This is a genomic window from Acidimicrobiales bacterium, assembly GCA_036273495.1.
Classification (GTDB): domain Bacteria; phylum Actinomycetota; class Acidimicrobiia; order Acidimicrobiales; family JAJPHE01; genus DASSEU01.
The window spans coordinates 1-12107 of sequence record DASUHN010000404.1 but is presented as its reverse complement, the minus strand read 5'-3'; the positions used below and the strand labels follow the sequence as shown (position 1 = coordinate 12107).

8 protein-coding genes are annotated in these 12107 nt (G+C 72.6%); 3 read left to right on the top strand and 5 right to left on the bottom strand.

The window, feature by feature from the left end; genetic code table 11:
- Positions 1–979, top strand: a 979-nt coding sequence (locus tag VFW24_17640) for a hypothetical protein (GenBank protein HEX5268592.1), incomplete at its 5' end; no start/stop codon positions are given.
- Positions 980–1008: 29 nt separating this feature from the next.
- Here VFW24_17640 and VFW24_17635 read toward each other — a convergent pair.
- The gene (locus tag VFW24_17635) at positions 1009–1581 is read right to left on the bottom strand and encodes a type II toxin-antitoxin system PemK/MazF family toxin (protein HEX5268591.1); all 573 of its coding nucleotides are present in this window, start codon (positions 1579–1581) and stop codon (positions 1009–1011) included.
- 68 nt (positions 1582–1649) lie between these two features.
- Here VFW24_17635 and VFW24_17630 point away from each other — a divergent pair, with 68 nt between their 5' ends.
- Complete coding sequence (locus VFW24_17630; GenBank protein HEX5268590.1) at positions 1650–2000, top strand: helix-turn-helix transcriptional regulator; 351 nt, start codon at positions 1650–1652, stop codon at positions 1998–2000.
- Complete coding sequence (locus tag VFW24_17625; GenBank protein HEX5268589.1) at positions 1997–2629, top strand: hypothetical protein; 633 nt, start codon at positions 1997–1999, stop codon at positions 2627–2629. Before VFW24_17630 ends, VFW24_17625 begins: the two co-directional genes overlap by 4 nt.
- Positions 2630–2824: 195 nt before the next feature.
- Here VFW24_17625 and VFW24_17620 read toward each other — a convergent pair whose 3' ends face one another.
- From VFW24_17620 to VFW24_17605, 4 genes are all read right to left on the bottom strand, one after another.
- Positions 2825–8620: a cell wall-binding repeat-containing protein gene (locus VFW24_17620; protein HEX5268588.1), complete on the bottom strand. Its 5796-nt coding sequence runs from the start codon at positions 8618–8620 to the stop codon at positions 2825–2827.
- A gap of 5 nt (positions 8621–8625) precedes the next feature.
- The gene (locus VFW24_17615; protein HEX5268587.1) at positions 8626–8820 is read right to left on the bottom strand and encodes a hypothetical protein; all 195 of its coding nucleotides are present in this window, start codon (positions 8818–8820) and stop codon (positions 8626–8628) included.
- A gap of 181 nt (positions 8821–9001) precedes the next feature.
- Positions 9002–10573, bottom strand: coding sequence for an AAA family ATPase (locus tag VFW24_17610; GenBank protein ID HEX5268586.1), 1572 nt, complete (start codon positions 10571–10573; stop codon positions 9002–9004).
- Positions 10574–10815: 242 nt separating this feature from the next.
- A partial coding sequence (locus VFW24_17605; GenBank protein ID HEX5268585.1) for a cell wall-binding repeat-containing protein occupies positions 10816–12107 on the bottom strand: 1292 nt, incomplete at its 5' end.

The following is a 12107-nucleotide window of genomic DNA, read 5'->3' as shown; positions in this document are numbered from 1 at the left end:
CGCCGCGACCGCTGCCGCCGCTGCCGCGGGCAGCCCCCTGGCCACGGCCGAGGGCCTGGTCACGAGCCTGACCGGCACCGTGAACGGCCTGCTCACCCAGCTGCAGGGCGTCCTGAACGGCCTGCCCAACGTCCAGTCCCTGCTCCAGCAGCTGGCCGCCGCCCTCGGCAACGCCCCGCTGCTCCAGGTCGGCAACGTCTCGGTGGTCCTCAACACGGCCGCCAACGCCAAATCGGGGGCGTCCTCGGTCACCTGCACCCTCGGGTCGGTGACCGTGCTCGGGACGGCGGTGGCCGCCCCGACGTGCTCGTCCCTGGGGCAGCTGGTCTCCGGCATCGAGTCCAAGCTGACCGGCGCCCTGGCGGTGCTGCCGGCGGCGGCCCGGCCCGCGGTGACCCTCGACGGCCTGCAGCCCACCTCTACCTCGTCGCCGGCGCCGACCTCGGCGGGGGCCACATCGGCCAGCGCCGGGCTCTCGGCCCTGCACCTGGCCATCGCGCCGATCAGCCTGCAGGGCCTGGCGGACTCGCTGACCACGCAGCTCAAGGCCCAGCTGAACCAGGTGCTCGGGGCCCTGGGCGTGGCGGCGCCGGCCGTCCGGGCCCATGCCGTGTCGGCGCACGCCCTGCCCGTCACCCTGCCGGCGGGGCTGTCGACCCTGCTGTCCACGGTGACGAGCCAGATCGACGCCCTCCCGACCGGATCGGCCCTGGCGGGCCTGTCCACCCTGGGCCTCGACGCCCACCTGGTCGGGGTGAGCTCGCAGGCGGCCTTCCAGGGCGGATCGACGCCGGCGGCGGGCTCCGCAGCAGCCCCGTCGGCGGCGGCACCGACGGGAACCTCGCAGGCCACCCCCGCCGGCCATTTGGCCTTCACCGGGGGCAACGAGCTCGCCATGCTGGCGGCCGGCCTGCTGCTCGTGGTCGTCGGGGCCCAGATGCTGGTGGTCCGCCGGCGGGAGGTGGCCGGCACGCAGTAGCAGGAACTCCGACTACGGGCCGCCCGAGCTCAGCACGCGAGGGCGGCCCGTAGGGACACGCAGGCCCGGGCCATGCGTTGCACCGACAACGATGTGATCCGTCGGCGGAAGGCGAGTCTGGGCAACGTGTGGAGGTTGTCGAAGGAGACGACGCAGTCCGACGGGACATCGTCCTCAGCGACGGTCAGGGCCAGCTCCGACACGACGCCACGCCTCGTGCGGGTCAGGGCCGCGACGACGACCCGCTCGATGCGGTCGGCGACCGGCCCCCGGGTCAGGACCAGGACCGGACGGTCCCCACCTGCCGGAACCTCGGCGAACCAGATCTCACCCCGCTGCACGGTCCCGCCCATCCGCCCATTCGCCCAGTCGGCCCAGTCCTCGGCGGGCCCCCAATCGTCCGCACCGTCCAGGGACGTCTCCTCCGGGGTCACAGGCTGGGTCGCGTAGGCGCCCGCGTCCGACTCGGCCGCCAACCGGGCGAGGTGAGAGGTCAGCGCCTCCCGGAGCAGTTGCGAGCGTTCGACGCCGAGCCGACTGGCCCACCTATCTGCCTCGGCCACGTCCTCCTCGTCGGCCCGGAAGCTCAGCATGACTGTCATACAAGCGACAGTATCACGTCATACGAGACGGCCTTCAGCAGTTTTACAAATTTGGTAAGGTGTCCGCGGTGGCCTCCGCCGCGGACACCTTGCGCTCGGCCCGGACCCGGGCGGGGCTGTCGGTCCGCCAGCTGGCCCAGCAGAGCGGCGTGGCGGAGTCCCGCATCAGCGACTACGAGCACGGGCGCCACCAACCATCGGTCGCGATGCTGCAGCGCCTGCTCGACGCCGCCGGTCACGACCTGATCGCCGTCCGGCGGGCCCGGGTCGACCCGGAGCGCAACGCCCGCGTCTTCGCCGACGTGCTGAGCCTCGTCGACGCCGTCCCGTTCGCGGAGATGCACGAGCGCAGCGGGCGAGGCCGACCCGACCCGCCCCGATGGTCGGACCTGGTCGGGGACCCCGCTCGGGAGGGATGAGCAACTCACCGACCTTCGCCGAGCGGATCCTCATCCTCCACGAGGCTCTCGACTCCGCCCGCATCGGACACGGCTTCGGCGGGGCGGTGGCGCTGGCGTACTACGTCGAGGAGCCCCGGGCCACCCGGGACGTCGACGTCAACGTGTGCGTCCCCACCGACGAGTCGGCCCGGGTGCTGGCCGCCATGCCCACTGGGGTCGCGGTACCCGACGCGGCCGGGGAGGTGGTGGGACGGGACGGCCAGATCCGGCTGTGGTGGGACGGGGAGTCCGGAATTCCCGTCGACATCTTCTTCCCCCAACATGCCTTCCACGGCGAGGTCGAGCAGGACATCCATCCGGTCCCCTTCCTCGGAACCGAGATCCCGGTCATCTCCGCCACCCACCTGACGGTCTTCAAGGCGCTGTTCAACCGGCCCCGGGACTGGCCGGACATCTCCGCCATGCTGCAGGCGGGCAGTGTCGACACGGAAGCGGCCCTTGGCTGGGTGGAGCGGCTGCTCGGCCCCGAGTCGGCGCCGTACGAGCGTCTGACGGTCCTCGCCCGGAGCTCAACCGCGAGCGGCACAGCCGGCGCCCATGGCGAGGGCGAGCTGCCAGTCGTCGACTGGGACACGCTCGGCTCGTAACCAACAGCATCACGCCGGAGACTCCACTTCCACGGGCGCCGCCGGAGCGCGGCCACGGCGGGGGCGGCGACGCCGGCGGCGCCCGAGGTCAAGGTCCCGCGGCCCCAGCTGGTGCGCGGTCGGCTCTGGTGCCGGAGGACCCGGGCCCTCCCCCCCCGCCATATGGAGGAGCACCCGGGTTCCGGACCGGCGTCCTTATCCGCCGATGGCCGTCAGCGCGGCCACCTGCACGGACTGACTGAGCGCCGAGGTGCCCCCGAGGACCTCGATCCCCTTGAGCGTCGACTTGGCGCCGGCCAGGTAGGCCGATACCGACGCCGGGAGGCTGCTCGGGTCCGACAGGAGCAGTGGGACGCCCAGCCGGGCCAACTGGGGCCCCGCAGTGAGAGCATCCGGGTAGTTGAGACCGGTCGCCAGGCCGGCCGCGGTGGGAGCGCTGAAGAACCGCTGGGCCACCAGCACGGCCGTGGCGTAGCGGTCCGCGCCCACCAGGCCGGTGGCAGACGGATCGGCCGCCGCCGCCGGGCCGCCGACGGCGAACACCGGTACCGGGTTGGCCTTCAGGAAGCCGGCCGTGGCGGACGGTACGGATCTGCCGGCGGTGAGGAGGATCACCGTTCCCGGCGAGCCCGAGGCGGCCGAGGCCGACAGGGCGTCCGGGAAGTTGGATCCGTCGGCCAGGAGCACCTGCTTGGCCGAACCGAGAGCGGAGGCGATGGCCACGGCGGTGGCGTACCGGTCCGCCCCTCCGTAGCGGACGACCGAGTAGCCCAGAGCCGTCACCTGCGACGCCACCTGGTCCGACAATGCGGAGGTGCCGCCGAGCAGGTACACGGTCCCGCCAGCGGGCAGGACCCGCTGGATCTCAGCCGCCACCGGCGCGTCCAGCGCCGTCGGCGAGGTGAGCAGGATGGGCGCCTTCTTGGCCACTGCCAGCGGCACACCCGCCAGGGCGTCGGGATAGTCCCCCGCCTGGGACAGGACGACGGCGCCGGCCCCGCCATTGGTGAACGACGCCTGGGACACCGCAATGGCCGTCCCCTCCCTGTCCGAGCCGGCCAGACGGGAGGCGCCCGGCCCACTCGGGGTGGACAGGCTCCACGTGCTGGCGTGCGAGGACAGGACGGTGATGGTCACGACGCCGTTGGCGAGCGTGGCCGACGCCTCACAGGGGTCGGGGGCGGCCGTGGTCGCGGGATTGGAGGTGCAGGCCGCGACCGGGCTCCCGTCCCTGAACACCACCACGTTGGCCGCCGTCATGCCTGCCGGCAGCGAAGCCTCGGGGAAGGAGAAGCTCAGCACCAGAGGCGAGGCGGCCGACGCCTGCGGGGCCGTGATGACCGACCCGAACCCGAGGACGTTGAACCCGCTGGGAGACGTGCCGCCGTTGTTGGGCGTGAAGCTCACGCCCGAGCAGTCCGTGGCGCCGGGCACGGCCACGCTGATCACCAGCGGGTTGCCCGCCGACGGGAGGGTGCCGGGAGACGGGGCACTGGAGCACGGCAGAAGCTCGGGTGAACCGCTCCCGCCGCCGGCGCCGCCTCCGACGGCCCCGCCGCCCCCGCCACCGCAGGGCGGAGATCCGATCGGCGATCCGCCGAGCGGGCTGGAGGAGTCGACGTTCCCGAGGATCCCGGCCGCGATGGACTCGCCATCCAGGGTGCCCCACCAGTTGCTCCGGGCATTTGTCATCCGGACGTCCTTGGGCTTCACCGCGACCGGTTCGACGGCGTTGTCGGTAACCAGGTTGTAGGTCAGGTTCGGGCTGCCGTTCGAGCCGACGAAGCTGTTGAAGTTGGTTGCCGGATCACCGGTCCCGTTCCCTGCGTACTGCACACCCACGGTGTTGCCCGAGAAGGCGTTGCAGCTCACCACGCCCGGATCGTTCTCGTTCTGGAGGAGCATTCCACTGGCGGTGCCGGCCAGGCCGGCAAAGCTCTGGGTGTTGCCCTCGACGTCCGAGTAGACGCCGTCGAGAAGGATGCCCTCCTCGCCCGTGAAGCTGACGATGTTGTCCAGCACATGGACGGCAAAGGCGCTCGGGTCAGTGGCGGGGACCGTCTGGCCGGTCGGACCTTCATCCTGCGTCTGGACCCATATGCCCTTGGCACCCACGTTGCTCACGGTGTTCCCCGAGATCGTGAGCTTCGGGAACTCAGTGGCCACGTTCTCAGGGCGCCCGATGTACTCGTAGATGCCCGTCCCGCCGGGATCACTCCAGCCGTCGCTCGACCCGAGCATGTCGGCGACCTGGTTGTTGCTCACCGAACCGGTCCGGAAGGAGCTGCCGCTCTCCGAGTACACCGAGTCGGTCAGGGCGGGTACGCCGCTGCTGTGCCAGAGGTTGTCCAGCACGTTGCCCTCTATGTTGGCGTTGTTGGTCGCGTCACCTCCGTCGGCGTAGACGAGATTCGCGATGTCCGCGACCCCGGGCTCCGACTCTCCCTCGCCACTGGCGTGGATCGAGCTCACGTCGAGGTCACTCTCGGCCGGACCCTCCTCACTGTAGGCCGAGCTGAAGAGGGCGGTGCTGTCGAGCGACTGCCAGGCGGCCGGCGATCCGGGGACGACGCCCTTGACCGACGGGCCCACGTCGGCCCCGGCCCCCTCGGCGTCCGAGTAGGCCTCGAAGTCACCGGCCGAGTCGTAGGCCGAGACCGGGGTGCCGCTCAGCGAGGTGTCCACGAGGGCTCCGCTGGCCGGCGTGGCCGCCCTGGCGGCGACGTCGCCGACCTCCGCCGGGATGGCGCAGTCCTCGCAGGTGGCATAGGCCTGGATGCCGGACCGGTCGAGCGACGTGATCGGGCTGGCGTCCACATGGCCGCCGACGTGGACCGTGCCCGGCCAGCCGGAGCCGGCCGACCGGTCGGTGGCCACCAGCTTTACGCCCGTCCGGAAGCTGTTGATCGGGACATCGTCGATGATCGGGGCGGTCTCGATCACGTCCCCGGCAGCCTGGCCGAAGCCGTTGGACTTCAGCTTGATGCCGGCGCCGCCGGGGGCGTTCAGGGTGCCTCCGTTCCACGTCGGGTCGTTGGAGATGGCCGAGCCCTTGTTCTTGAGGTTGGCCACGAGTCCGTCGCCGCGCCCGGAGGTGAGGCCGACGTTGGTGAGGGTGGTGGTGAACATCGTCGGCGCGTCGGTGGTGTTCCGGCCCGCGCTCTCCACGTCGATCCCGTCCCAGGCCGAGGTGATCGTCGTGCCCGAGATGAACCCACCGAGCGAGCTCGGCCCCGACGCGTGGTTCCAGGGCGGGTTGGCGAACAGATGGATGCCGTCACCGTCCCCGTTGTTGATGATCGTCGAGCCGCTGATGCTCGGGTTGACCATGGCGGCTCCGGTCCCGTTCGGGTCCGCCTCGGTGTACACGGTGGTGTCCTCGTTCGAGGTGGACAGGTTGGAGCCGGTGACGGTCGGGCTGGCCTCGGCGGCGCTGTCGCCGCGGTGGGCCTGCGACCCGTTGTCGATGGCGTTGTCCTCGGCCGTGACGGTCGTGGAGGAGAACACCGGATCGGCCGTGGCCGGGCCGGACGATCCCTTCAGACGCGCGCTGTCGGCCCAGTTGTCGATGCCGTCGTCGCGGGCCGAGGTCAGCGTCGAGCCCTGCACGGTCGGATCGGCCGTGGCCGGACCCTGGTCCGAGGAGGCGTAGTTGTCGATGTCGTCCGACGGGGTCGTGATCTTGTCGGAGCTCAGCGTCGGGTTGGCCTCGGCCGAGGAGCCGGCCGCGCGGGCGTAGGCCCAGTTGGCGACGCCTTCGCCACCGTCCCTGCTCTCGGTCTCCCTGCTGACGTTGATGGTGGTGCCGCTGATCTGGGGATCGGCCGTGGCGGTGCCCCCGCAGGACTGGGGAACGTTGAACAGTCCGGCGCCGATGGCGGTCAGGGTGTCCGCGCTCAGGATCGGGCTGGCGACCGCGTTGCCGGCACCGGGCTCGTCCGCGCACCCGCCGAGCGGGGTGGAGCCCCACGCCGCGTTGTTGACCGCCTCGGGCAGGTAGCCGGACCAGCCGGCTCCCCCGGTGACCGAGGACCCCGAGATCGAGGGGCTGCTCGTGCCGGTGCCGTCCGCCGAGCGGGCCCGGCTCAGCAGCCCGGCGCCTCCGCCCGTCAGGGTCAGGTTGGAGTACTGCGACAGGTTGGACGCGTCGCCCGACGGGACGTAGTCGCCGTCGGGTGAGTCTCCGAGGGCCCAGTCCACGCTGACCCACCCGCTGCGGTCGCTGGACAGGTACTTGCCCCCGTTCACGGCGTTGTCGGTGAGCGAACTGCCCGGGCCCGCCGACGCGGTCAGCTCGAGCACGCCGAGGCCGTCGGAGGTGACGGTGTCGCCCGCCATGGTGAGGTCGTCGCAGGCGGCGTAGAAGCCGGAGGCGCAGCTCGGGGCAACGGGAGCGGTGCCGCCGGGCGCCGGTGAGTCGAGGGCGGCGGACACCAGCAGCAGCCCGGCCAGCAGGGGCTGGCCGTTGAGGTTGTTCCCGGACAGGATGCCCGTGAGGGTGCTGGTCCCTGCTCCGCCGATGCCGGACAGCGACACGAGGGCCATCTCGGGCAGACCGCTGACGGTCGTGAAGTTGTTGCCCGTGATGTCGGTCTTGATCAGCCCGTTCCCCGCCGCGTCGACGTGGGGGGCGGGGATGGCCCGGAACCCGGCGCGGAGGGGCGCACCTTCGCCCACCGGCAGGCTGACGACGGTCAGGGGGAGGCCGGCGGTGACGCTCGAGCTCGAGATGTCGACGTCCAGCTCGGGCCCCAGGCTAAGGACCGCGATCCCGTTGCCCGGCAGGAGGCTCTCGGGCTCGCTCAGCCCGCTGTAGGTCAGGCCGCTGATCGAGACCGGGGCGGACGGGTCGACGAAGGCCAGACCCGAACCCAAGAGGGGCTCGACGCCGCCGACGTTGGTGATGGTGCCGCCGGTGATCGACGGCGGCACGGTCGTGCCGGTGTCAGAACCTTCGGCCGGGATGCTCAAGATGCCGGAGGAGTAGCTGATCTCGGCGTAGCTCAGCTGGCTCTGGGCCTGGTCGGGCGCGGCGTCGAAGACGATCGGGCCCCACGCCCCCGGGGACGGGGCCGACAGGGCGGGCCGGGCCAGATCGACCGGGGCGGTGGCCGCGTCGGCGGAGGTGATCACGACGGGAGAAGAGGTCGTTCCCTGCACGTCGAGGGTCCCGTCGACCTGGATCGAGTGGCCGTCGTCGACGAACACGGTCGTGCCCGGGGCGATGTTCAGCGTGTCACCGCCGGGAACGGTGAGGTCCTCGACTATCTCGTACGAGGGGCAGGTGGCGTTCGTCGCCAGCGTGGTGACGGTCGCGGTCAGCTCGGACAGGGAACAGGCGTCGTTGCTCGGAAGGGCGATGGAGGGGACCGTCGCAGGGGAGGCCTTGGGCGCCTGCACCGATGACGCCTGAGCAGGGCTGCCAAGGACGTCGGGCCACTTGGGCAGCGACGTCGGGATGTCCGACTGCTGGAGGGCGCCCTGGGGCACGTGGGAGGTGGAGAACGAGGCGGCCAGGGACACGGTGGCCGAGCCCAGGGTGTCGCCGACCGAGGCGGTGGTCACGCCCTGGGGCGCGCTCAGATCGGGCTGGGAGGCGGCGGGCTGGCCCGAGTCGTCGAGCGAGGCCACGACGACCGAGTAGGTGTAGGACGCACCCGCCGCCGCCGTGGTGTCCAGCCACGACTGGCCGAGGACGGGGTCGTCGTTGAGGGGCTGGGCGCTGTTGTCCGACCGGAAGACGTTGAACCCGAGGGCGTTGTCCGGCACGTTCCGCCAGGACACGAGCACCCCGTTGTGGGTCACGGTCGCGGTCACCGTCGGTGAAGCGGGCGCCGGTCGCTGGGCCAGCGGGGTCTGGGCCCCGGACGAGCCGGCGCGCGCGGCGGGGAGCATGGCGTAGGCGCCGAAGACGACGCCGGCCAAGGCGGCGATGGTGAGGCGCACGACCCGCCCCCGCCTGGACCCGACCCGGGACTTTTCCGATTCCATCCTGATCACCCTTCCGTCTTCGTCTCTTGCCACCGGGCCGCCGATTGCGCCTCCCGGTAGGACTCGGTGCAGAACCCGAGGAGCTCGTCCGCCCCGTGGATCGCCCGTCGCTCGCCCGTGTTCACGGCTTCGACCTCGCCGACCAGCCGGCCCCCGGACAGCTGGTCGGGGACGAGGCGCAGCACGTAGGAAACGAGCACGCTGGCCACGGTACGGAAGGGCCATACCGGCAGCACATCCTCCGGATACCTCGAAGGGTGAACCGGCCATGGGCAGAGGGGACCAGTTACATCAATGGTCCCGGCGCGACGTGCGGGCGGCAAGCCGGGATTCCCGGACGGAGAAACGAAGGCGGCTAAGCGGAGGCGAGCGGCGGGGCAGCTAGTCGCCGCGCAGCTGCGCATACAGCTGCAGAACAGGGCGGGACGGCGGCACTCCCAGGTCGGCGGCCACCGCCTCGGCCCTACGCAACATCTGCAGAGCCTTGTAGCGCCAGCCGAGACGGGCCATCAGCTGGGCGGCGCGGGCGTACAGAGACTCGTCGTACGGCTGGAGGACGATGGCCTCCTCCGCCAAGCGGACCGCGGCCAGGTCGTCACCCGTCCGCTCGGAGTGGTCCATGACCACCTCGAGCAGCTCCCGGTGACGACCCGCCAGCCGCTCACGGTCGGTCGAACACCACGCCGCGTACCGGTCGGCGGGGAGCAGCTCGCCCGTGTAGAGCGACAGGGCGAGCCGGGCCGAATCGGCCGGCCCCTGCCCGCCGTCTCGCGGCCCGTTGAGTGCCCGCGCCGCCTCCCGGTCGAAGTCGCGGGCGTCGACCGATGCCAGGGGGTGCAGGCTCACCGTCTCGGCATCACGTTCGAGGAGGCCCGGGCATGCCTCCCGGGCCCGGAAGAGGACGTTGCGGATCCGTACCCGGCCCACCCCCGGATCGCCGTCCGGCCAGAGCGTCTCGATCAGCTCGTCGACCGACAGCCGGCCCCTCAGGGCGACGATCTTCACCAGCTGGGCCGGTTGGGGCGGCCGCGGCGTCAGGTCATCCGAGCCGTGGCCGACCCGGAAATCCCCCAGGAGCTGGACGACATATTCGTGGGGGCGGTAGGCAGGCCGGCGCTGGGCGCGCCCCGGCCTCAGGAGCTCGTCGGCCAACGGGGCCGGGGGATCGGACCAGCGCCGGCCCTCAAGGGACCGGTGCCCGGCGCGCCGGCGACTGGCATGGGATGCGAGAGCCTCCGAACGAACGGCCGGCCGGTCCTGGTCCGTTGCCATGCCCGCACGCCGTCTCCCCTGCCCGATCTCGAAGGTCAGATCGGGCCCGGTCAGATCGACGGTTGCGACCGCCCCCACGAGCGGGCCGGGTGCGTCGGGGCGCGAGGGCAGGGGACCGGGTCGGGCATCCAGGGCGGGCAGGTCGACCGCGTCGAGCCCCGACAGCTCGGGTACGGCCTCCCCGCCACTCACGGCCAGGAGGACGGCGACCGGGAGCTCGGCGACGTTCCGGGCCAGGGAGGCGAGGAGGGCCAGGGTGGGCCCGTCGACCCATTGGGCGTCGTCCACCGCCACCAACAGCGGCCCGGTCATGTCGACCAGGTGGGCCAGGGCCTCACCGAAGCCGCGGGCCACCGCCACGTAGCTCAGCCATACGGCCCTCTCACGGGGAAGGGGGACGGTGGGCCCACCCCCCGACCGGCGCCCGGGGACCCGGATCGAGGCGAAGAGCCGCTCGAGCCCACCGAACGGCACGGCGGTCTCGGCCGGGTCCCCCCGGAGGGAAGCCACGGTCAGCCCGTCGGCAGCGTCGACCGCCGCCCGCAACAGGGAGGTCTTGCCGACGCCCGGGCGGCCCCGGATCACCAACATGCCACCCGAGCGATCAGCGGCCCGCTCGACGATACCGCCCACCCGCGCCAGGAGGCGGAACCGTTCGAGCAGGCGGTGGGACCCCGTCAAGTCGCCCGCCGGTCGATCTGGGCCGGGCTTGCCCGCCCGCTGCGATTCCGCCACTCTCCGCGCCACCCGCTGTCCGTGTGCCGGCCTACTCAAACCCATGTGTACTCCTGGTGAGAACCGGGTCCAAGGGGCCACGCCGAATTTCCCCCGACCGGGCCATACGGTCCATGGCCACCCCGGGGCTACGGGAGTGATCGAGCTCGGCCAGGCCCGGTCCAAGGCGGCCGGCCAACCGCCCGCGGCTATCCGACCAGGGCGCCGGCCGCCTGCTCGACGCCGTCGGACAGGGCCGCCGGCCCCCCGTACACCTCGAGACGGCCGAGCGTGGCCCCGGTGCTGGTCAGGTACGCAGCGGCAGCCGGAGCCAGGGTGGCCGGATCGGTCAAGAGCAGCGGACCGCCCAGGCGGGCCAGGCGGGGCCCGGCGGCCAGGGCGTCGGGGAAGGCGAGCCCGGTGGCCAGACCGGCCACGGCCGGACCGGAGAACAGGTCCTGGGCCACCAGGGCGGCGGTGGCGTAGCGGTCGGCACCCACCAACGGGGTGGCGGAGGGATCGGCGGCGGCAGCGGGCCCGCCGATGGCCCAGACCGGCACCGGGTGGGCGTCCAGGTAGGCCCGAGTAACGGCCGGCATCACCCGGCCGTCGGTCAACAGGATCACCCGCGACGGACCGACGGCGGCGGCGCCGGCGAGGGCGTCGGGGAAGTCGTCCCCGGTCGTCAGCAGGATGCCCGCCGGGCTGCCGGCCGCCTGGGCCACGGCCACGGCGGTGGCGAAGCGGTCGGCGCCGGCCACCCGGGTCACGTGGTAACCCAATCCGGCCACGTCCCGGGCCACCCCCGCGCTCAGGGCGGACGTCCCCCCGAGGAGGTACACGGTCCCCCCGGCCGGCAGGACCCGTTGGAGCTCCGCCGCGACCGGGGCGTCGAGGCCCGACGGCGAGGTCAGCAGGACCGGGGCGTTTTGGGCGGCCGCCAACGCCGCGCCGGCCAGGGCGTCCGGGTAGTTGTCGGCCCGGGCCAGCACGACCGCTTCCGCGTCGCCGGGACCGTAGGAGGCGGCGGATACGGCGATCGCGGTCGCCTCGCGGTCGGCTCCGGCCAGGCGGACCGACGCCGGCGTCCCCAACGCCCAGGAGGACGCGTGCGAGGAGAGCACGGTGTAGGTGATGACGTCACCACCGACCTCGGGCGGAAGGACGCAGGGGTCGGGAGCGGCGCTCGTCGAGCTGGACGAGGTGCAGGGGGCCACCGCCGCCCCGTCCCGGAACACCATTACGTCGGAGGCCGTGGTACCGGCCGGCAGAAGCGACGCCGCGATCTGGAACGTGACCACCAGGGGCGCCGACGGGGTGGCGGATGGGGCCGAGATCTGGAACCCCGAGCCCAGCACGTGGAACCCGGCCTCGGATGCATCCGGAGTCGGGGTGAAGGAGACGTCGCCCGCGACCGGGGAGGTGACCGAGGCGATGACCGGGTCGCCCGCGCCGGGTGCGGCGCCGGCGGGTGCGGACGAGACGGTGCCCCCCGCCTTCA